General features: G+C 66.7%; 19 protein-coding genes and 1 pseudogene. 9 read left to right on the forward strand and 11 right to left on the reverse strand.

Translation table 11 applies throughout. The annotated features are described in order from the left end of the window. Positions 1-28: 28 nt before the first annotated feature. From A3OM_RS26275 to cobS, 4 genes and pseudogenes are all read right to left on the reverse strand, one after another. Positions 29-649, reverse strand: a pseudogene (locus A3OM_RS26275) (alpha/beta fold hydrolase); the annotation flags it as partial. Positions 650-935: 286 nt separating this feature from the next. After that, positions 936-1,628, reverse strand: coding sequence for a TIGR02281 family clan AA aspartic protease (locus A3OM_RS0104310; RefSeq protein ID WP_018042496.1), 693 nt, complete (start codon positions 1,626-1,628; stop codon positions 936-938). Next, positions 1,625-1,843, reverse strand: a complete 219-nt coding sequence (locus tag A3OM_RS0104315; RefSeq protein ID WP_018042497.1) for a DUF1289 domain-containing protein — start codon at positions 1,841-1,843, stop codon at positions 1,625-1,627. Before A3OM_RS0104315 ends, A3OM_RS0104310 begins: the two co-directional genes overlap by 4 nt. Positions 1,844-1,896: 53 nt before the next feature. Then, positions 1,897-2,727, reverse strand: coding sequence for an adenosylcobinamide-GDP ribazoletransferase (gene cobS, locus A3OM_RS0104320; protein ID WP_018042498.1), 831 nt, complete (start codon positions 2,725-2,727; stop codon positions 1,897-1,899). Positions 2,728-2,828: 101 nt separating this feature from the next. Between cobS and cobT the strand changes: the two genes are divergently transcribed. Then, on the forward strand, positions 2,829-3,878 hold the full coding sequence (gene cobT / locus A3OM_RS0104325) for a nicotinate-nucleotide--dimethylbenzimidazole phosphoribosyltransferase (RefSeq protein WP_018042499.1): 1,050 nt from the start codon (positions 2,829-2,831) through the stop codon (positions 3,876-3,878). A gap of 80 nt (positions 3,879-3,958) precedes the next feature. Here cobT and A3OM_RS0104330 read toward each other — a convergent pair whose 3' ends face one another. Next, positions 3,959-5,506, reverse strand: coding sequence for a HAMP domain-containing sensor histidine kinase (locus tag A3OM_RS0104330; protein WP_018042500.1), 1,548 nt, complete (start codon positions 5,504-5,506; stop codon positions 3,959-3,961). A gap of 260 nt (positions 5,507-5,766) precedes the next feature. Here A3OM_RS0104330 and A3OM_RS0104335 point away from each other — a divergent pair, with 260 nt between their 5' ends. Together A3OM_RS0104335 and A3OM_RS0104340 are read left to right on the forward strand one after the other, a co-directional pair. Further along, on the forward strand, positions 5,767-6,222 hold the full coding sequence (locus A3OM_RS0104335; RefSeq protein WP_018042501.1) for a (2Fe-2S)-binding protein: 456 nt from the start codon (positions 5,767-5,769) through the stop codon (positions 6,220-6,222). 78 nt (positions 6,223-6,300) lie between these two features. Further along, on the forward strand, positions 6,301-8,517 hold the full coding sequence (locus tag A3OM_RS0104340) for a xanthine dehydrogenase family protein molybdopterin-binding subunit (RefSeq protein WP_026175703.1): 2,217 nt from the start codon (positions 6,301-6,303) through the stop codon (positions 8,515-8,517). A gap of 38 nt (positions 8,518-8,555) precedes the next feature. Here A3OM_RS0104340 and A3OM_RS0104345 read toward each other — a convergent pair whose 3' ends face one another. Beyond that, positions 8,556-9,377, reverse strand: coding sequence for an alpha/beta hydrolase (locus A3OM_RS0104345; RefSeq protein WP_018042503.1), 822 nt, complete (start codon positions 9,375-9,377; stop codon positions 8,556-8,558). A 181-nt stretch (positions 9,378-9,558) separates the two neighbouring features. Between A3OM_RS0104345 and A3OM_RS0104350 the strand changes: the two genes are divergently transcribed. Next, positions 9,559-10,179 carry a uracil-DNA glycosylase family protein gene (locus A3OM_RS0104350; RefSeq protein WP_018042504.1) on the forward strand — a complete coding sequence of 207 codons (621 nt, stop codon included), beginning with the start codon at positions 9,559-9,561 and terminating at the stop codon, positions 10,177-10,179. Between the two features lie 66 nt (positions 10,180-10,245). After that, on the forward strand, positions 10,246-10,956 hold the full coding sequence (gene pyrF, locus A3OM_RS0104355; protein ID WP_018042505.1) for an orotidine-5'-phosphate decarboxylase: 711 nt from the start codon (positions 10,246-10,248) through the stop codon (positions 10,954-10,956). A 23-nt stretch (positions 10,957-10,979) separates the two neighbouring features. On the opposite strand, the gene A3OM_RS23470 is transcribed toward pyrF, so the two are convergent. From A3OM_RS23470 to A3OM_RS0104380, 5 genes are all read right to left on the reverse strand, one after another. Then, positions 10,980-11,648 carry a TetR/AcrR family transcriptional regulator gene (locus A3OM_RS23470; RefSeq protein ID WP_051074299.1) on the reverse strand — a complete coding sequence of 223 codons (669 nt, stop codon included), beginning with the start codon at positions 11,646-11,648 and terminating at the stop codon, positions 10,980-10,982. 339 nt (positions 11,649-11,987) lie between these two features. Further along, a complete protein-coding gene (locus A3OM_RS0104365; protein WP_018042507.1) occupies positions 11,988-12,185 on the reverse strand; it encodes a hypothetical protein in 198 nt (65 codons plus the stop codon). A gap of 152 nt (positions 12,186-12,337) precedes the next feature. Next, a complete protein-coding gene (locus A3OM_RS0104370; protein WP_018042508.1) occupies positions 12,338-14,131 on the reverse strand; it encodes an NADPH-dependent assimilatory sulfite reductase hemoprotein subunit in 1,794 nt (597 codons plus the stop codon). Between the two features lie 84 nt (positions 14,132-14,215). Further along, entirely contained in the window at positions 14,216-15,985 is a 1,770-nt protein-coding gene (locus A3OM_RS0104375) for a flavodoxin domain-containing protein (protein ID WP_018042509.1), read from the reverse strand. Positions 15,986-16,092: 107 nt separating this feature from the next. Then, complete coding sequence (locus tag A3OM_RS0104380) at positions 16,093-16,599, reverse strand: Lrp/AsnC family transcriptional regulator (protein ID WP_018042510.1); 507 nt, start codon at positions 16,597-16,599, stop codon at positions 16,093-16,095. Positions 16,600-16,850: 251 nt separating this feature from the next. On the opposite strand from A3OM_RS0104380, the gene A3OM_RS0104385 reads away from it, so the two are divergent. The 4 genes from A3OM_RS0104385 (at position 16,851) to A3OM_RS0104405 (ending at position 21,627) form a co-directional block, all read left to right on the forward strand. Next, a complete protein-coding gene (locus tag A3OM_RS0104385) occupies positions 16,851-17,648 on the forward strand; it encodes a phosphoadenylyl-sulfate reductase (RefSeq protein WP_018042511.1) in 798 nt (265 codons plus the stop codon). After that, positions 17,645-18,580, forward strand: a complete 936-nt coding sequence (gene cysD / locus A3OM_RS0104390) for a sulfate adenylyltransferase subunit CysD (RefSeq protein ID WP_018042512.1) — start codon at positions 17,645-17,647, stop codon at positions 18,578-18,580. The genes A3OM_RS0104385 and cysD overlap by 4 nt, the downstream gene beginning before the upstream one ends. A gap of 1 nt (position 18,581) precedes the next feature. Continuing rightward, positions 18,582-19,982 (forward strand): sulfate adenylyltransferase subunit CysN, encoded by a 1,401-nt coding sequence (cysN, locus tag A3OM_RS0104395; protein WP_018042513.1) that lies wholly within the window; start codon positions 18,582-18,584, stop codon positions 19,980-19,982. 442 nt (positions 19,983-20,424) lie between these two features. Continuing rightward, entirely contained in the window at positions 20,425-21,627 is a 1,203-nt protein-coding gene (locus tag A3OM_RS0104405) for a pyridoxal phosphate-dependent aminotransferase (protein WP_018042515.1), read from the forward strand. Positions 21,628-21,645: the final 18 nt, after the last annotated feature.

A 21,645-nucleotide genomic window follows, 5' to 3' on the forward strand; every position in this document is an offset into this window, starting at 1 on the left:
TCCCGTGGGCCTCTCCCGGAATGACGGCAAGGCGGCCCCGGGGCAGGGAGTCTGCGAGGCTCACGACGAAGGCATGGGGGACGATGTAGTCACGCGTGCCCCAAACCACGAGCGTCGGCTGCTCGACCCGCAGCGCCTTCTCTCCGATGCGGTTGTCGACCATGCTCCGCAGAGTCAGGATGTAGCGTCCGATGCCCGCACGGGCATAATCCGTGAGCGCCACCAAGGCGAGCGACCAGCGCTCGAACGGCGCGATGGCGAGGAAGCCGACCACCTGCCGGACCAGGTTGCGCGCCTCCGGGTCCGGCGTGGGCCCCTGCAACACGAGGCGGTCCACGAGGTGAGGGTAAACCAGCGCCAGTTCGACCAGCACTTCGCAGCCGAGCGAATTCCCGACAAAGGCTGCGCGCCTCACCCCGATCGCTGTCATGAAGGCCGCCAATGCATCCGCGAGCTCGCGAACCGTGAGCGCGCGGCGAGGCTTTTCGCTCAATCCGAAGCCGGGCAGGTCGGGAGCATAGACCTCGACATGAGGGGCGAGATGATTTGCCAGCGGGATCATGTACCGGCTCGACATCCCGAGCCCATGGACGAGGATGACGGGTATGCGGTCATCCGGCACAGCATCGAGCGAGACGCGGGCATGCATCGTCTTGCCGTCCACTTGGATCCACCTCGTTTCGAGCCGGCCCGAATACGCGCGCCGATACCGGCTGGCGTGCCGCCGAGACAAGGATTTGACGAGCGCCAAGCCGGCCAGAATTCCGCTTGCCGGCCAAAGAATCCACCGCAGGGACACAGGCGCCTTCCCGTTTCAGGTCGCTTCCGCCATTCGCGGCAAGGGATGCCGACGTCCGCTCTCCAGCGGCAGAGACATCATCTCGTGCGCCTGGTTTGTGTCCAAGCGGACGGTTCGATGAGGCAGACTTCGATCATCAGCGCACAGGGCGCAACACCAGCCGGTCGCCGCGCACTTCGTAGGAGCCGAGCCTGTCGAGGAACGTCATGCCGAGCAGGTTTCCCGACAAGGCACCGCGCCGGCTCACCAGGGCCGAGACACGCCGTTCGGTGATTGTGCCGATGCTGAGGCTGTCGAGATAGACCGGGGCGGCCATGGCGACGCCGTTGGCGGTGGAGACCCTGATCGAGAAGTCGGATTCCGCGGGGGAAATCCCGATGGCCGCCGCGTTCTCCGCCGTGAGGACCACGGAACTCGCGCCCGTATCGAACTGGAAGACCTGTGCGCGGCCGTTCACTTCCGCCCGCACGGAGAAGTCCCCGTCCGCGCGGCGGTTGATCGTCACGCTTCCGTCGCCCGCCGTGACGGCACTGCCGGGGCGCAGCGTCCCCACGAGGCGATTGCCGACATCCCCGGCTTCTTCTTTGTAAGCATAGCCCGCCACCAGAGCGACGGTGAGGGCGGCCCAGAATAGCAGCGCCTTCAGGTTGGTACCGATCTGTTCGCGGAACCGATGCCAGAACCCGGCGAGGAAGATCGTCAGCAGGGTTCCGCTGAAGGCGAGCCGCGCGAGCTGGTCCTTCTCCAGCCCCGCGACGGTGCTCGATTCGTCCGAGAGGGCGAGGAAGGCGACGATGCCGAGGAGAACGGCAAGGGCGGCGTAGATCATGGCTCGGCCAGGGCCTTGTCCCGCAGAGGATAGGCGGCGCGGAGGCGATGTCCGAGGGTCGCCATGATGGCCTGCCGCTTCGCCTCCGACAGCGATCCCCACAGCCCGATCTCTTCGCGCGTGCGTCCGCAGCCTTCGCAAAGCCCGGTCATGGCGTCGAGAATGCAGAGCTTCGTGCAGGGGCTCGAAGCCCTCGGGGCGACAGGCTGGGTCATGGCCGTTCCATGCCCTCAGGGGCGGGTCGCGATCAAGCGCCAAAGTGCCATGGTCAGCGCGGGACCGTCGCCACGAGGGCGAGAAGCGCCGCGATCTCGGCCACCTGCTGGCAGGCTCCGATCACGTCGCCGGTCTGGCCGCCGATCTTGGCTCGGGCCAGGGCGGTGAGGCAGAGGGAGGCTCCTAGCGCCAGGGCGGGCATCAGCACCATGCCGAGAAAGGGCAAGCCGGCGATCCAGCCAATGACGACGAAGGCGAGGGCGAAGAGGGCTAGGATTCCGATGGTGCGGCGATCGGGTGTTCCCACCGATGCCCCCGCCCCGCCGGGCCGCGCGGGGCCGAGCAGCACCATCGGCGCCAGGGCTGCGCTGCGCGAGAGAGAGGCGGCCAGTACAAGGGCCAAGGCGGCCAGCGACCCGGTGCGATCGAGCAGCGTCGCGAGGGCTCCGATCCTCAGGGCCAGCGTCAGGACGAGGGCGACGCCCCCATAGGCGCCGATGCGGCTGTCGCGCATGATCTCGATGCGGCGCTCGCGCGTCGTGCCGCCACCGAACCCGTCCGCCACATCCGCGAGACCGTCCTCGTGCAGCGCCCCCGTCACCAGCGTCCCGACCGCCAGGGCGAGGGTGGCTGCCAGGAACGGTCCGAGATCCAGGGCCCAGGCGACGAGCAGGATGAGGGCGGAGGGCAGGGCGAGGATGAGGCCGGCCAGTGGCAGCATGCGCGGCAGGGTGCGGAAGTCCGGCAGACGATGCGGATCACCCTCGTCGGGCAGGCGCGGCACCGGCAGCCGCGAATAGAATCTCAGGCACGCCGCGAGATCGTAAGCCATGGACGCGCCGGGAAAGGCATCGTCCGGTTCCAGATCCCGGCCTTGCGTCATCGAGGACCTGCCTTCACCGCTCGCGCCCGGTTGGTTATAGCTCGCCCCACAGGCAGGCCGCCATACCGGACGCGCCGAGACGGAAGGCCGAGTTTCGCGCGATGACTCAGACGATCCCGAACCAGGACAATCCCGATCAGACGCCGTTCTCGGATATCCGCCGACTGATCGCCTCCGTGCCGGGCGCGGACCGTGACGCCGTCGCCATGGTGCGCGAGCGGGACGCGATGCTGACGAAGCCAGCCGGCGCGCTGGGCCGCCTCGAGAACCTCGTGGAGTGGCTCGCAGCCTGGCAGGGCAAGGGTCAACCGAGCCTCGACCGGCCCCTCGTCTGCGTCTTCGCGGCCAGCCACGGCGTCACCAAGCGCGGTGTCTCGGCGTTTCCGGCGGAGGTGAATCGCCAGATGCTCGACAATTTCGCCGCCGGCGGCGGCGCGATCAACCAACTTTGCGCTGCCTACGGCCTCGGCTTCAAGGTCTTCGACCTGGCCATCGATCTTCCCACCGGCGACATCTGCGAAGGCCCGGCCTTCACGGAGAAGGAATGCGTGGCCACCATGGCCTTCGGCATGGAAGCCATCGCCGCCGGAACCGATTGTCTCGGCCTCGGCGAGATGGGGATCGGTAACACCACCATCGCGGCGGCGATATACGCGGCGCTCTATGGCGGTGGGGCGGCGCATTGGGTCGGGCGCGGCACCGGCGTCGATGCGGCCGGGATCGAGCGCAAGGTCGCGGCCGTGGAGGCCGCCTTGGCCTTCCATTCCGGCCACCTCGACGACCCGCTCCATGTCCTGTCGCGCCTCGGAGGCCGCGAGATCGCCGCCATGGCCGGTGCCATCCTGGCGGCGCGGATGCAGCGCATCCCCGTGGTCATCGACGGCTACGTGGCGACGTCGGCCGCGGCGATCCTCCACGCCATCGATCCGTCGATGCTCGACCATTGCCTCGCCGGCCACGTCTCGGCCGAGGGGGCTCATGCCGAGGTGCTGGAACGCCTCGGATTGGTGCCGCTGCTGGCTCTCGGCATGCGTCTCGGCGAAGCATCCGGCGCCGCCCTCGCCATCGGCCTGCTCAAGGGCGCGCTCGCCTGCCATCGCGACATGGCGACGTTCGCCCAGGCGGGGGTGTCGGGACGCAGCGAAAGCTGAAGGCATCCCATCGGGGACACCGGGCCCGTGACGGCCCGGCGTCCCGATGATGACAAAAGCGGGGCATGCGAATGCGCCGATCAGGCCGCGCGCGCCGCGCTCCGCCTGCCGTCCATGTCTGCACTCGACGTCGCTTCGGTGGACAGGTTCAGGGCGGGTAGCGTGTCCATGACACGGCTCGCGGGGAAGATCACGACGACTTCCGTTCCCTCGCGAGGCTTCGACTTCAGGTGGAAGTTGCCGTTGTGCAGGTCCACCAGCCCCTTGACGATGGGCAGGCCGAGGCCCGAGCCCTGTTCGGCGGTCTTGATCGCCAGCGAGCCCCGGCCGAACGACGACATGACCGTGCCGAGCTCGTCCTCGGGAATACCCGGCCCGCTATCCTTGACGCTGACATACTGGCCGCCCGAGGCCGTCCAGCCGACCTTGATCGTGATGTCGCCGCCCGGCGGCGTGAATTTTACGGCGTTCGAGAGGAGATTGAGCACGATCTGGCGCAAAGCCCGTTCGTCCGCCCAGATACGGGGCATGTCGGGATCGATGAACTCGTGGAAGGCCTGGCCTTTGCCGCGCGCGCGCAGGGCGACCATGTGCCGGCACTCGTCCACCGCATGGGCGAGCTGGATCGCCTCCTCGTTCAATTCGTAGCGCCCGGCCTCGATGCGCGACAGGTCGAGGATCTCGTTGATGAGGTTGAGGAGGTGCATCCCGCTATCGTGGATATCGCCCGCGTATTCCTTGTACGACGGAGCGATGTGAGCGCCGAAGACCTCGTTCTTCATCACCTCCGAGAAGCCGAGGATGGCGTTCAGCGGCGTGCGCAACTCGTGGCTCATGGTCGCGAGGAAACGTGACTTGGCGAGATTGGCCTCTTCTGCCCGCCGCCGCGCCTCATCGGAATTGGCCTTGGCCTGTTCGAGCTCGATGAAGATGGCGTCCTTCTCCGCCTGGGATTTCAGCGCGCCCACCGCCGAGGCGTAGACGCGGCGGGCGAGGCCCATGAAGAAGATCTGCGAGCCGACCACCATGGTCACCAGCATGATTGTGTCCATGTCCTGCGAGAACGCCAGGAGAGAGAGCGCCGCGAGGATCAGCGGAAGGAGCGCGGCGGCGGCGGCGGCGGGCAGGGTCGCTGCCAGCATCGCGGCGACCGCAGCGACGATGACGAGGCCGAACAGGACGAAGATGCGGGCACTGGGCGCGGCCACGAGAACCATCAGCGCCCAGGACGCGCTCTGCACGATCTCGCTCAGCATGAAGGCGCTGCGCCAGCGCCTGACCGACACGGAATCCGCTGACTGACGAAGGAAATGCTTGGTCAGCCCCATCGACAGGCCGACGCCGCAGAGCAGGCAGACGACCCAGGACAGGGCGATGGGAACGGGCACCCAGAGCGACGACGCCCCTGCGATGAGAAGCCCGAGCATGGCATGGGTCAGACCGGCACCGGAGCGGTACTCGGCATAGATCCGGATCAATTCGTAATCGAACGCGCGTTCCAGACCGTTCGCCGAGGTCAACCGCTCGCGCGCCGATCGGATGTCTCGGGCCACCTTGCGGCGGCGAGCGGATTCCGGTGCCGAAGGACCGCGTCCGCGCTGAACCATCTCCGCTGTCAGGTCGGACATCACCGTTTTGAGGATCTTTTGAGAGGAAAACCTGCGGTCGGAAGGACCGTGACCCGTCGACGCTGCGACCCGGCGAATCTGCGCCCGATAGGTTAAGAACGACCTGACCCGGTCATGACACTTGTCTCCAAATCGCGCCCATCCACGGCGCGCGACCCGACGCTGCATCGACACCGATCTCAGATCGATGTGTGCAGGCGCACATTTTTCGGAAGTGTGTAATATTTAGAACAAGTCGATACTGAAGTCGGAGAGACGTCATGCTGAAACTGAATGTCGACGGCGTGTCGCATGATGTCGATGCCGATCCCGACATGCCGCTCCTGTGGGCGCTGCGCGATCATCTCGACAAGACCGGGACGAAATACGGCTGCGGCATCGCCCAGTGCGGCGCCTGTACCGTCCATCTCGACGGCCAGCCCGTCCGCTCCTGCCAGACTCGCATCGGCGATGTGGGGGAGGCGAAGGTCACCACGATCCAGGGCGTGTCCGGACGGGTGGCGGAGGCGGTTCAGACCGCGTGGCGCGGCCTCGACGTTGTCCAGTGCGGTTACTGCCAGTCCGGCCAGATCATGTCGGCCATCGGCCTGCTCTCGACTACCCCGAAGCCCAGCGACGCCGAGATCGACGGCGCGATGGACGGTAACATCTGCCGCTGCGGTACCTACCAGCGCGTTCGCGCCGCCATTCACGAAGCCGCCCGCTCCCTCGCCTGATCCAAACGCGACGTCGGCCCCGGGGCCGGCATCGTCCTGCCCGATACCGTGCGCGTCATCGTCTCCGTGGAGGAAGCCATGCTGAAGGTCCGTCAGACCAAATCCGAGGCGGCTGCTCCCCGTCCGTCGCGCCGCGCCTTCCTCGGTGGCGCCGGTGTCGCGGCCGGAGCCCTGGTGATCGGATTCACCCTCGACCCGGCAAAACAGGTTCGCGCGGCGGCGGGACCCGACCTGTCCTCCGCTCCCGCCCAGCCCAATGCCTTCGTGCGGATCGCAGCCGACGATACGGTTACGGTGCTGATCAAGCATCTCGACATGGGGCAGGGCAACACGACGGGCCTCGCCACCATCCTGGCCGACGAGCTCGATGCCGACTGGTCGCGCGTGCGCGTGGCCTTCGCTCCCGCCGATGCGAAGCTCTACAACAACCTGCTGATGGGGCCGATCCAGGGGACCGGCGGTTCGACCGCGGTGGCCAATTCCTGGTTCCAGCTCCGCAAGGCGGGGGCGGCCGCCCGTGCCATGCTCGTCTCCGCCGCGGCCGAGAAATGGTCCGTCCCGGCCTCCGAGATCACGGTTTCGAACGGCACGGTCCGCCATCTCGCCTCGAAGCGCGAGGAGCGGTTCGGTGCCCTGGCCGAGGCAGCGGCGGCGATCCCCGTGCCCGAGCAGCCGAAGCTCAAGGATCCGAGCCAGTGGGTCCATATCGGCAAGAAGCTGCCGCGCCTCGATTCCGTGGCCAAGACCAATGGAACTGCGATCTACGCCATGGATATCCGCCGGCCGGGTCAGGTCACGGCCGTGGTGGCGCATGCCCCGCGTTTCGGCGGCACCGTGTCGACGGTCGACGACAAGGCCGCCCGCGCCGTGCGAGGCGTGATCGACGTCGTGACGATTCCCACCGGAGTCGCCGTGATCGCCAAGGATACATGGTCGGCGATGAAGGGCCGGGACGCCCTGTCGGTCACCTGGGACGAGCGCACGGCCGAGAAGCGATCCTCCGACGCCATCCTCGCCGAGTATCGCGAGACGGCCAAGCGGCCGGGTATCGTCGCATCGGAGAAAGGCGATCCCGCCGCCGCCATCGCCGGGTCGGCCAAGGTCATCGAGGCGGAGTTCACCTTCCCCTATCTGGCCCACGCGGCCATGGAGCCCCTCAACGCCACGATCGAGCGGACGGCCGACGGATCCTACGACATCTATGCCGGCCTCCAGTTCCAGACGATCGAACAGGCGGTGGCCGCCGCGACCCTCGGCGTCACCGCCGACAAGGTCAGGCTGCACACGCAATGGGCCGGCGGATCGTTCGGGCGCCGGGCGACGCCGACGGCCGATTACATCGCCGAGGCCGCGTCCATCGTGAAGGCGACCGGCGGCAAGGCGCCGGTCCATCTGGTCTGGACCCGCGAGGACGACATGGCGGGCGGGTATTACCGCCCGATGGTGCTGCACACCCTCAAGGCCGGCATCGACGCCAAGGGCGCCATCACCGGCTGGCAGCACCGGATGGTCGGCAAATCGATCATGATCGGCTCGCCCTTCGAGGCGATGCTGGTGAAGAACGGGGTCGATTCCACGTCCATCGAGGGCGCGTCGGACACGCCCTATGCCCTCCCGGCCTACCGGTTCGAGGTCCACAACGCCCGCGAGGGCGTGCCCGTCCTCTGGTGGCGTTCGGTGGGTCACACCCATACGGCGCAGGCGATGGAGGTCTTCATCGACGAGTTGGCCCACGCCGCCGGTGCCGATCCGCTGGCCTATCGCCTTGGCATGCTGACCGGCGCGCCGCGCCTGTCCGGTGTCCTGAAACTCGCCGCCGAGAAGGCGGATTGGGCCAAGCGCAGCGGCGGCAAGGGCCAGGGCCTCGGCATCTCGGCGCACGAATCCTTCGGCTCCTACGTGGCGATGGTGGCCGACATCACGGCGGATGGCAGCCATGTGAAGGTCAATCGCATCGTCGCGGCGGTGGATGTCGGCGTCGCCGTCAACCCGGACGTGATCCGCGCCCAGGTGGAGGGATCGGTCGGTTTCGCGTTGTCATCGGTCCTGCGCAACAAGATCACGCTGACGGACGGGGTGGTGCAGGAGAAGAATTTCGACGCCTACGAGCCGACGCGCATGAGCGAGATGCCGGTGGTGGAGGTCCATATCGTGGCCTCCGATGCCGCCCCGACCGGCATCGGCGAGCCGGGCGTGCCCGTCATCGCCCCGGCGATCTCCAACGCGATCTTCGCCGCGACGGGGCAGAGGCTGCGCTCCCTGCCCCTGGATCTCAGCGGCCTCAAGGGGGTCTGAGCCCGAAGGGCAGCGCGCGTCCGCCATCGGCGGGGGCGTCAGCGCCTCAGGAAATCGATGAGGTCCGTCGTCAGACGCTCGTGATGGGTCAGCGGTATCGCGTGCGGTGCGCCCTCGTAGATCTCGAATTCCGCGCTCGGCACGGCTGAGGCCGCGACCTTTCCGGTGACGTCGATCGGCACGGTCTGGTCGGCATCGCCATGGATGATCAGGCAAGGCACGGTGACCTTCGCCATGTCGGGCCGGAAATCGGTCTCGGAGAAGGCCTTCACGCAGGCGATGGTGGCCTTGGGCGAGGCCAGCATGGCGACCTGCCCGGCCCAGGCGATCATCTCCGCAGAAGCGGGTGAGCTGAACACGCCCGCACCGAAGAAGCCCTTGTTGAATTTGGCGAGGAAGGACGGCCGGTCCATCTTCAGCCCGTCGATGATCTCCTCGAACACGCCGGCATCGACACCGTCGGGATGATCGGGCGTCTTCAGCATCATCGGCGTCACCGCCGAGATCAGCACCGCCTGGGAGATCCGGTCGCTGCCGTGCCGTGACAGGTAGCGCACCACCTCTCCGCCCCCCATGGAAAAGCCCACCAGGGTCACATCGGTCAGATCGAGTTCGTCCAGCACCGCCTTCAGGTCGTCAGCGAAGGTGTCGTAATCGTAGCCCTGCCACGGGTGCTCCGAGCGTCCGAAGCCCCTCCGGTCATAGGCGATGGTGCGGAAACCCGCCTCGGCGACGGGGACCATCTGGTACTCCCACATATCCGCGTCGAGGGGCCAACCGTGGAGGAAGACCACGGGCCGTCCGCTGCCCCAGTCCTTGTAGTAGAGGCTCGTGCCATCCGGCGCGGTGATGAAGGCCATGGGGCTGCTCCCTGTATTCCCTGGTCGGGCGTGCTCGCGGATGAGCCCGGCAATGCCGGCTCCTATGGCGATTCAAGCGCGGGGTGCGGCCTCTCGTTCCCGCGGCATGGATTCCCGGCACCCCGGATTCCCGGCACCCCGGATTCCCACGGCCCCATGCCCGCACTACCTGTCCTCTCGTATGACCCCCTTCGAATCCACCGCCGCCGCCCTGCGCGCCTGTCGAATCTGTCGCGACGCACCTCGGTATGGCGCGCGCCTGCCGCAGGAGCCGAAGCCCATCGTTCAGGGCTCGACCTCGGCGCGTCTCGCCATCGCCAGTCAGGCTCCGGGGAACCGGGCGCACCAGAGCGGTATCCCGTTCATGGACCCGTCCGGCATCCGGCTGAGGTCGTGGCTCGGCCTGTCCGAGCCGGATTTCTACGACGCCACGCGGCTCGCCATCGTCCCCATGGGCGCGTGTTTTCCGGGGCTCGACGCGAAGGGCGGAGACAAGCCGCCCCGCCGCGAATGCGCCGAGCACTGGCGCGAGGCGCTCTTTGCCGGCTTGCCCGAGATGGATCTGATTTTGGTCATCGGCCAATACGCGCAGGCCTGGCATCTCGGCCGCGTCGAGGGAGGCCTCACCGCCATGGTGCGGAACTGGCGCGCCATTCTGGAGGAGCCGCGTCGGCCTCGGGTGCTGCCGCTGCCGCACCCGTCCTGGCGCAACAACGGCTGGCTCAGGACGAACCCCTGGTTCGCCGACGAGTTGCTGCCGGTACTGAAGGAGGAGGTTTCCCGGGTGATGACGCGCGGCTGACCCCGCCTTCGCGTTGACATGGGAAGCCCGGGCGGCGATCCGTCACCCGATCCTCCGGAGCCCGCCATGTCCCACGCCGCGTCACCCGCCGCCAGCGATCCGCGCGATCGCCTCATCGTCGCCCTCGACCTGCCGAGCGTCCACGAGGCCGAGGCGATGGTGGACCGGATCGGCGATGCCGCGACGTTCTACAAGATCGGATACCGGCTCGCCTATTCGGGCGGCCTCGCCCTGGTTCAGCGGCTGTCCAAGGCCGGTTTCAAGGTCTTCATCGACCTGAAGCTGCATGACATCGGCAACACGGTGGAGGACGGCGTCCGGGCGCTGTCCGATCTCGGTGTGACCTTCCTCACGGTCCACGCCTACCCACAGACCATGCGCGCCGCCGTGCGGGGAAGGGGCGCGGACGGCCCGACGATCCTCGCCGTCACCGTGCTCACCTCCTACGACCAGGCCGATGCCGACGAGGCGGGCTACGCCCTCCCCATCGCGGATCTGGTGGCCCTGCGGGCGCGGCAGGCGGCAGAGGCCGGGATCGGCGGGATCGTCTGCAGTGCCGCCGAGGCGGCCTCCGTCCGCTCCGCCATCGGGCCGTCGCGACTCATCGTGACCCCCGGCATCCGGCCGGCGGGCGACGATGTCGGCGACCAGAAACGCGTGTTGACGCCGGCGGCGGCGATGGAAGCGGGGATCGACCACATCGTCGTCGGCCGCCCCATCACCCAGAGCGTCGATCCCCGCGCCGCGGCTTTGGCGATCCTCGCGGAAATGGGCTGAGCCCCGACGGCCAACAGCGTTCGCTAGATCGACTCGGCCGGCTCTCTCGCCTTTGAAGGAGCGTCGTTCCTGGCCGGTTCGTGGAGCGCGCGCAGCAGAAAGGCGATCATCGCGTCGATGGGAGGAGCCGGTGCGTTGGGGTACTGGCTCACCAGGACCGGGTGGCAGTAGCGTGTGATCGCCACATGCAGGCAAGCCGCGGTGATTGCGGGATCCTCGACCTGGAATTCACCGCTGCGAACCCCGTCCGTCACCACCCGTTCCAGGGCGGCGCCGATCCTGTCGATATGGTGCCGGCACACCCCCCAACTCTCCGACATGGCGGCCTCCACCATCTCATGAATACGGGGATTGTCCTTGCATCGCTCGATACAGTCGCGGTGGAGCTCCCGGATGATTTCGGCGACCCGCTGATCGGCGCTGAGGCCGGGCGCCACGGCGATGCCGGCGATCAACGCCTCGACCTCGCGGGTCACGCGCTCGACCACCGCCTCGTTGATCGCCTTCTTCGAATCGAAGAACCGGTAGACATTGGCAGGGCTCATCCCGAGCGTCTTGGCGATGTCGGCCACGGTGGTCTTCTGGTAGCCGATCTCGCGAAAGAACCTCTCCGCCGTCGCCAAAATCCTGCATCGGGTCGTGGGTGCGGCGACTTCCAGGCTCGCCTGCAACGGATCGACAGAGATTGTCATGGAACGACCCTAGGTCTCCTGCTCCCGGCCGTCAAAGACACGGCAATGAGGGTGCCGCTGTCGCATAGGACGGATAAACGCCACGGGAATGAAATCCGCATGCCGATACCGGCTTCAGAGCCGGTCCGATCTTGGGCGGACGTACGAGATAGAGCCGGGGTTTCGCAAGACAGCGCCGGACGATGGCTCAGGGAGCCGACTTGGCCATCGTCCGCGACAAGACGATCCTAGACAGGCGACATCGGCCCCGAACGCAGGTCTGGTGCCAGCAGCAGTCTGATGGTCGGCGACAGGGGCCGGGGAAAAGCGGCCCGGCGCTTCGGCCGCGCCGCCGACGGCTTACGAGCCGAACTGGGAACCGAGCTGTTCCAGATACTCCGCGAGGTCGACGCCGCCGACGCGTTTGCCGTAATCGAACCGCATGCCCTGCCGGATATCGACACTGCTCTGCTTCGTCGTCAGGGTGAACGGCTTCACGCAAATCCAAGCACCGTCGCGACGATGCTCGAAGAAACTGAGGATTTCGTGCTTGGCCATCGTCGCCTCCGGTCGCTTTGCAGGATCAACCGCGAAGCCGGGCGAGAGTTCAGCGATGCCGGACTTATATTCGTGTGTCGCCTAAGCTTGACCGTACCATCCGGAACACGTGCACTGCAGCATCGATGAAGCAGTGCACGCGTCGAAGAGGTTCAGGCAACGCCCTTCAGGGCACCGATATTCGTGTGGAAATCCGGCCCGTTGAAGGTTCTCGCCACGTAGCCGGCGCGGATCAGGAAATCGCCGAACCGTTCACCCGGAGTCTTGCCCTGAGCGTAGGCGCCGAAGAGCGGATCGAGGATCGTCCTGATCTCCGAGGCGGTCACGTCTTCGGCATAGAGCTTGCCGAGGCGTGAGCCGTCGAAGGCCGCACCGAGATAGAGGTGATAGCGCTCCGGGCCGCGACCGACGAAGCCGATCTCGGCGATAAAGGGACGGGCGCAGCCATTGGGGCAGCCGGTCATGCGGATCGTGATCTCGTCGTCCTGCAGCCCGTGCGAGGCGAGGCTTTCCTCCAGTTCCGTCATCAGGTCCGGCAGGTAGCGCTCGCTCTCCGCCAAGGCCAGGCCGCAGGTGGGCAGGGCGACGCAGGCGATGGAGTTCCGGCGCAGGGCGCCCGCTCCCTTCTGCATGCCGTACTCGTCCACCAGCGCCTCGATCTCGGCGCGCTTCTCTCCCGGCACGTTGGCGATAATGACGTTCTGATTACCGGTGAGGCGGAAATCGCCCTCGTGGATCTCCGCGATCCGACGTAGGCCGGTGAGAAGTCGAGGGCCGTCGCCCTCCACATCCTTGATGCGGCCGGACGGGACATAGAGCGTCAGGTGGTGACGACCGTCATCGCCCTCGGTCCAGCCGAACCGGTCGCCGTTCCCGGTGAAGGCGAAGGGTTTGGGATCGGCGAGCTTCTTGCCGACACGCTTCTCCACCTCGGCGCGGAAAGCGGCGAGGCCGTACCGCTCGATCGTGTACTTGAGGCGGGCGTTCTTGCGGTTCTTGCGGTTGCCCCAGTCGCGCTGGACCGTCATCACCGCCTCGGCCACCCGCACCGCCTCGTCGGGCTTGCAGAACAGCATCACGTCGGCCGTGCGCGGGAAGGTGTCGGGCTCGCCATGGGTCATGCCCATGCCGCCGCCGACGGTGACGTTCCAGCCCGTCACCTTGTTCTTCTTGTCGAGGATGGCGATGAAGCCGAGATCGTGCGCGAAGACGTCGACCTCGTTCGAGGGCGGTACCGCAATGACGATCTTGAACTTACGCGGCAGGTAGGTCCTGCCGTAGACGGGCTCGAATTCCGGTTCGCCGCCGATCACCTTCTCGCCGTCGAGCCAGATCTCGCGCCAGGCATTGGTCTTCGGCAGGAGGCTGTCGGAGATCTCCTTGCCGAGTTCGTAGGCGGCCTTGTGCGCGCCGGACTGGGCCGGATTCGTCGAGGCCATGACGTTGCGGTTGACGTCGCCGCAGGCGGCGATGGTATCGAGCAAGGCGCCATCGATGGCGGCCATGGTGCGTTTGAGGTTCGACTTGATGACGCCGTGATACTGGAAGGTCTGGCGCGTCGTCGCCCGCAGCGTCCCGTTGGCGTAGGTGGTGGCGATGTTGTCGAGGACGAGCCACTGCTTCGGTGTCACCACCCCGCCGGCGATGCGCAGGCGGATCATGAAGCTGTAGGCCTTGTCGAGCTTCTTCTTGGTCCGCTCGGGGCGCAGGTCGCGGTCGTCCTGCTGGTACATCCCGTGGAATTTCACGAGCTGGCCGTCATCCTCGGAGATCGCCCCGGTGGCGTGCTTGAGCAGACCGTCGGCCAGGGTTCCGCGCAGGAAACCGCTCGCGATCTTGATGTGCTCGTTATGCGCGAGGCCCGCCTCGCGCGCCGCTTCGGCCTCGTCGATGGGACGGGTGGTCGGCGGGGTCTCGTAGGTGCGGGGAGGGGTCAGGTCGTCCATGGCGATGATCCGGTCTTGTTCAGTTCATAGTCGGGGCGCTGCATGCGCATCCCCCCGTTCGCGAGGGGGGAGGGACGACGCGCCCTAGTAAACGTCCTGCTGGTAGCGATGCGCCCGCTCCAGCGCCGCGACGGCGGCCTCGGCATCGGCCTCGCTCAACGATTTGACCTCGGCATAGGCATGGACGACCGCGTTACGGACATCCTTGGCCATCCGGTTCGCGTCGCCACAGACATAGAAGCTGGCGCCGCCGTCGAGCCATTCCACCATTTCCTTGGCGTGGTGGCGGATACGGTCCTGCACGTAGATCTTCTCGGGCTGGTCGCGGGAGAAGGCCACGTCGATCTTCGTGAGCGAGCCGTCCTCCAGGGCCTCCTGCCATTCGAGCTGGTAGAGGAAGTCGTGGGTGAACTGGCGGTCACCGAAGAACAGCCACGAACGGCCGGTGGCCTCGATCGCGCGGCGTTCCTGCACGAAGGCACGGAACGGGGCGACGCCGGTGCCGGGGCCGACCATGATGATGTCGGTGGCGGGGTCCTGCGGCAGGCGGAAATGCCGGTTCGGCTTCAGCTTCACGCGCAGCTTGCTGCCGTTCTTGACCCGGTCCGCGACCTGCACCGAGGTGACGCCCGAGCGTGACCGCCCATGCGTCTCGTAGCGCACGGCGGCGATGACGAGATGGACCTCGTCGCCGACCTCTTTGCGCGAGGAAGCGATGGAGTACGCGCGCGGGGGCAGGGGCCGGGTGATGGTGTTGAGATGCTCGGCCGAGAGGGTGGCCGGAAAGGTCTCGATCAGATCGATGAGGTGGCGCCCCTCGATCCAGGCCCGCACCTCGCCGCTGTCGATGAGCTTCTGCGCCTCGGCATGGCCCGTCGCCTTGGCGAACCGCTCCACCGTGGTTGCCGAGAGTGTGGTGATGTCGCGCTCGGACAGCAACGCCTTGCGCAGGGCCTCGTCGCCGGTGAGATTCGTCGCCTTGAGGATGTCCTCGACGAGGGCCGGATCGTTCTCGGGATAGATCTCGAGCGAATCGCCTGGCTCGTAGGCCGGAGCGCCGTCCTCGAATTCGAGGGCCAGATGAATCGTCTCCTTGTCGGAGAGCGACGAGTTGAGGTTGATGTGATCCACCACCTCCACCACCACCGGCTCGCGGCTCGGCTCGGCATCGTCGTCCTCGGCGGCGGCGCGGCCGGCGAAATCCACCGCGACGACGTTGTCGGCGCTCGGCGCGGGCGCCAGCGCCTTCAGCGTGTTCTTGATCCAGTCGGCGGCGGGCTTGTCGAAATCGAGATCGAGATCGGCCCGCTCGGCCCCGCGCTTGCCGCCCAGTGCCTCGAACCGCGCGTCGAGCGCCTTCCCGATGGCGCAGAACTCCACATAGGAGGTGTCACCCAAGGCCAGCACACCGAAGGTCACGCCGTCGAGGCGGGGGGCGCCGTCGCCCATCAACTCGTTGTAGGCGCGGGTGGCACGGGCCGGAGGCTCACCTTCGCCCCAGGTCGCCGCGATGGCGATGAGGTTCTTGGAGCCCGTCAGCGTGGCGACGTCGAGGTCGGCGAAATCCACCACCTTCGGCTTGAAGCCGCTTTTCTTGGCGAGCTTGGCCACGGACCCGGCCAGGGCTTCGCAATTGCCGGATTCGCTGGCGTAGATGATCGTCAACGGCTCGGATGCCTTCGGCGGCGCTGCGGGTGCCACGGCATTCTGGCCGCCGGCCGCATCCAACCCCGCGAGAAAGCCCGCCAGCCAGGCGCGTTGGATCGGCGTCGCTCCGCAGAGGACCGAATCGAGGCTCGCGCGCTCGCTGTCGTTGAACGGGGCGGTTTGGGGAAGGATCGCTTGTCGTGCCATCGGTAAGCCATGTCGTCCTGAGAGGCCGGCTGTCAACGGGATGTCCGTTTTACAGAACGACGTCGGGGTAGAAGGAGCTGCCTATCCTTTCAGCGCAATAGAGAATTTTATTCTCCCGCCACGACCGAGAGGGTTGGCGTGAAACGACCGTTCGACGGAGCGGCCGGCAGCGGAAGTGCCGTCGTCGACTTCACTTTTTCCATGGCGAAGCGCGACGTCACGTTCTTGAGCGGCAAGGTGGCGATGAGCTGCTTATAGAATGTGTCGTAAGCCTGCATATCAGCGACAACGACCCGCAACATGTAATCCACATCCCCCGCCATGCGGTAGAACTCCAGCACTTCGGGCATAGCGGCGACGGTCGAGGCGAAGCGCTCGAGCCAATCGCGGGAATGGTCCGACGTTTCGATGGACACGAAGACGGTGAGGCCGAGACCCAGCTTGACAGGATCGAGAACCGCGACCCTGCGGTCGATCACGCCATCGGCTTCGAGGCGCTGGATACGCTTCCAGCAGGGCGTCTGAGATAGGCCGACCTTCTCTCCGATCGTCGCGATCGACAGAGTGGCGTCGTTCTGCAGCAGTGCCAGGATCTTCAGATCGATCGCGTCCACATTGACCTCGCTAAGCAGTTCCGATCGGCGGCGCCGAGGTGCGCGGAGGCACGACGTCGACCGGCGAATTGAGAAGGATATTCCTTCGACAGGCAACCAATCCGGTCGCCGCGCCTTTGCAAACCATAGCGGCGTCCGCGTGGGAATGCCGCGCCGCGATGGCCGCTATGCCTTGACAGCGTTCGTTATAGCGAACATTTCAGGTGCCAGACAAGCAGGCATCTTTCAGGCAGTCGTATCGAGCACCGCAGATGAGCACTTCCCTGGAACGAACGGCGCGGAACCTCGCGTCCGCCATGGCCGGCCTCGATCTGAAGGGGCGCATTCGTGCGATCGAGTCCGCAATCCCCGGCCGACTGGTCTTCACCACCAGCCTCGGCATCGAGGATCAGGCTCTCACCCATGCCCTCGCCATGGCCAAGGGGCGGACGGAGATCGTCACCCTCGATACGGGCCGGCTCTTCCCCGAGACCTACGACGTCTGGGCGGAGACCGAATCCGCCTACGGCATCCGCATCCAGGCCTATGCACCCGAGCGGGTCTCGGAAGAATCATTCGTGCGGGAAGAGGGCATCAATGGCTTTCGCCACTCGGTCGCCGCCCGGCAAGCCTGCTGCGGCTTCCGCAAGGTCGAGCCGCTGAGCCGCGCCCTTGCCGGCGCCGCCGGATGGCTGACGGGTCTGCGGGCGGGCCAATCCGCCAACCGTTCGGACACGCCCCTGGCGGAGGCCGACGAGGCGCGCGGGCTCATCAAGATCAATCCACTCGCGGATTGGACCCGCGCCGACGTCGACCGCTTCGTCATCGACAATTACATTCCCTACAACGTCCTCCACGACCGCGGTTTTCCCTCGATCGGGTGCGCCCCGTGCACCCGCGCCGTGAAGATCGGTGAATCCGAGCGCGCCGGCCGCTGGTGGTGGGAGCAGGAATCCAAGAAGGAATGCGGCCTTCACGTGCATCAGCCCGAGGCGAACGTTCAGCCGGGCCAGGAAGCCGCCGCATTCGAACCGACACCCCGTAACAGCAATCTGGAGATCGCCCGATGAGCGCCGCCACCGCGCTGGCCGCAACGCTGCCCGAGCGTCTGACTCACCTTCAGCGTCTCGAAGCCGAGAGCATCCACATCATGCGGGAGACGGTCGCCGAGACCGAGAACCCGGTGATGCTCTATTCCATCGGCAAGGATTCGTCCGTGCTGCTGCATCTGGCGCTGAAGGCCTTCGCGCCGGGACGCCTGCCGTTCCCGCTGATGCACATCGATACGACGTGGAAATTCAAGGAAATGATCGCGTTCCGCGATCAGCGCGCCAAGGATCTCGGCCTCGATCTCATCGTCCACACGAATCAGGAGGGCCTGGCCCGTGGTATCGGCCCAATCAGCCACGGTTCGGAAGTCCATACCGACGTGATGAAGACGCAGGGACTGCGTCAGGCGCTGGACAAGCACAAGTTCGACGCGGCCTTCGGCGGCGCCCGCCGCGACGAAGAGGCGTCCCGCGCCAAGGAGCGCATCTTCTCCCTGCGCACGGCCCAGCACCGTTGGGACCCGAAGCGCCAGCGCGCCGAGCCCTGGCACCTCTACAATCTCAAGAAGAAGCGCGGCGAATCTCTGCGCGTCTTCCCGATCTCGAATTGGACCGAGCTCGATGTCTGGCTCTACATCGAGCAGGAGCAGATCCCGATCGTACCGCTCTATTTCGCCAAGCCCCGCCCCGTGGTGGAGCGGGACGGCCAGTTGATCCTGGTCGACGACGACCGTCTGCCCCTGAACCCCGGGGAGACCCCGCAGAACCTGTCCGTGCGTTTCCGGACGCTGGGCGACTATCCGCTGACCGGCGCCGTCGAGAGCGATGCCGCGACCCTGCCCGAGATCATCGGCGAGACCCTGGCCGCCCGGACCTCCGAGCGTCAGGGCCGCGTGATCGACAAGGACGGGTCGGGCGCCATGGAGCGCAAGAAGCAGGAGGGGTATTTCTAAGATGACGATCCATCAGTCACCCGAAGCCTTCGGCTATGACAGCTTCCTCGCCGCTCACCAGAGCAAGGAAGTGCTGCGCTTCATCACCTGCGGCTCCGTCGATGACGGCAAGTCCACCCTGATCGGCCGCCTCCTGCACGACACCAAGCAGATCTTCGACGATCAGGTGACGGCACTGCAGCGCGATTCGCGCAAGCACGGCACCCAGGGCGCCGAGATCGACCTCGCCCTCCTCGTGGACGGTCTCCAGGCCGAGCGCGAGCAGGGCATCACCATCGATGTCGCCTATCGCTTCTTCTCCACCGACAAGCGCTCGTTCATCGTCGCCGACACGCCTGGCCACGAGCAGTACACCCGCAACATGGCGACCGGTGCCTCCACGGCCGATGTCGCCGTGATCCTGGTGGACGCTCGGCAGGGTCTCACCCGCCAGACAAGGCGGCACGCGCTGCTGGTCTCGCTGCTCGGGATCAAGCGCGTCGTCCTCGCCGTGAACAAGATGGATCTGGTCGGCTGGTCGCAGGGCAAGTTCGAGGAGATCACGGCGGCGTTCGATGCGTTCGCCGCGCCCCTCGGCTTCACCGAAATCCGGCCCATCCCGCTTTCCGCCAAGAACGGCGACAACGTCGTCCTGCCCGGCGCCGCCGTGCCCTGGTACACGGGAACGCCGCTCCTCCAGTACCTGGAGGAAGTGCCGGTGCGGGTGGAAGAGCAGGCCGCTCCGTTCCGTCTTCCGGTCCAGTGGGTGAACCGTCCGAACTCCGACTTCCGCGGGTTCTCGGGCCTGATCGCCAGCGGCCGCATCACCCCCGGCGATGCGATCATCGTCGAGCCTTCGGGGCGGACCTCCACCATCGCCCGGATCTTCACCGCCGATGGCGACCTGCCGCATGCCGTGGAGGGCCAGTCCGTCACCCTCGTCCTCGCCGACGAGATCGACGCTTCGCGCGGGTCGGTGATCGTCACGGCCGATGCGCCGATGCGGGTGAGCGACCGTTTCGATGCCCGTCTCTTCTGGGCGGCCGAGACCGAACTGCTGCCCGGCGCCACCCTGCTCGCCAAGATCGGCACCGTGACGGTGAACGCCACCGTCACGACCATCCATACGCGGATCGATCCGGAAAGCGGCAATCCCGTGCCGGCCGCGCGCCTCGTGGCCAACGACATCGCGGACGTGACCCTCAGCCTGGACCGCGCCGTGGCCATCGATGCCTACGCGGCGAACCGCGACACCGGCGGTTTCATCCTCATCGACCGCGAGACCACCGACACGGCGGCCCTCGGCCTGATCCATGCGGACAAGGCCTCCGCAGCGGAGAAGGACGAGCCGGAGGCGACCCGCGCCGCGAAATCCGGCGGAGGGTTCCTGTCGAAGCTCAGGTGGGTGTTCGGCGGCATCTGAACGGACGCGCCACCGGCTAAAACGAACCGCCATCCGGCCTGCCAAGAGCGGGGCGGGTGGCGGCTTTGTTTCCAAAGGCACCTTTCTCCTCGCACGACGGATGGTCCGGCGATCGACGGTCTCAGAGCGTACGGGTGACACCGTTTCTCCCACCCTTCACCTCATCCTGAGGCGCCGAAGCGGAGCGGAGGCCTCGAAGGAGGGCTCCAGTTGGCGCCCTGGATGCTGGAGCCCTCCTTCGAGGCTGCTTCGCAGCACCTCAGAATGACGTGGTGGGTGGGAGCTGGGGACCGCTTCGACCCCGAGGGCGAGATCGAGCCGGCTCTGATACACTGCCGTCTGTGACTCAGCCTTGCCGGCTCACAGCTCCGGGACTAGGGTCCGCGCGCTTTTTGAAGGGGCGCGCATCGGCGCCCATCTGACGTGATCGGAGCAGACCATCATGGGCTTTCTCGCCGACGCCCTGTCCAAGGTGAAGCCGTCCGCGACCATCGCGATGACGCAGAAGGCCCGCGAGCTGAAAGCCGGCGGGATGGACGTGATCAGCCTGTCGGTGGGCGAGCCCGATTTCGATACGCCGGACCACATCAAGGAGGCGGCCATCGACGCGATCCGTCGCGGCGAGACCAAGTACACGCCGGTCTCCGGGATCGTGCCCCTGCGCGAGGCGATCGTGCGGAAGTTCAAGCGCGAGAACGGCCTCGACTACAAGGCGTCTCAGACCATCGTCGGCACCGGCGGCAAGCACGTCATCTACAACGCGCTCCTGGCCACCCTGAACCCCGGCGACGAGGTGGTGATCCCGCGTCCCTACTGGGTCTCGTATCCGGAGATGGTGGTTCTGTGCGGCGGCACCCCGGTCTTCGCCGAGACCGACATGGAGCATGATTTCAAGCTCCAGCCGGAAGAGCTGGAGCGGGTGATCACGCCCAAGACCAAGTGGATCATCCTCAACTCGCCGTCGAACCCCTCCGGCGCGGCCTATGCCCGCGACGAGCTGAAGAAGATCACCGACGTCCTCATGCGCCACCCCCATGTCTGGGTGCTCACGGACGACATGTACGAGCACCTCTGCTACGGCGATTTCGAGTTCGTCACGCCGGCCCAGGTGGAGCCCGGCCTCTACGATCGCACCTTGACCATGAACGGCGTCTCGAAAGCCTATGCGATGACCGGCTGGCGCATCGGCTACGCCGCCGGCCCCGAGCACCTCATCAAGGCGATGGATTTCGTCCAGGGCCAGCAGACCTCCGGCGCCTCCTCGATCTCCCAATGGGCGGCGGTGGCGGCCCTCGACGGCACGCAGGAGCATCTCGCCCGTTTCCGCGCCGCCTTCCACGAGCGCCGCGACCTCGTGGTCTCCATGCTGAACCAGACCAAGGGCCTCAAATGCCCGACGCCGGAAGGCGCCTTCTACGTCTACCCGTCCTGTGCCGAGACGATCGGGCGCAAGACGCCGTCGGGCAAGGTCATCCAGTCCGATGAGGATTTCGTGGTGGAACTGCTGCAGGCGGAGGGTGTCGCCGCCGTCCACGGCTCGGCCTTCGGCCTCGGACCGAACCTGCGCATCTCCTACGCCACCTCGAACACGGCGCTGGAAGAGGCCTGCACCCGCATCCAGCGCTTCTGCGGCTCGCTGAGCTGACCCACCCGAGGGTGAATC

The sequence above is a fragment of the Methylobacterium sp. 88A genome (assembly GCF_000376345.1).
GTDB classification, from domain to species: domain Bacteria; phylum Pseudomonadota; class Alphaproteobacteria; order Rhizobiales; family Beijerinckiaceae; genus Methylobacterium; species Methylobacterium bullatum.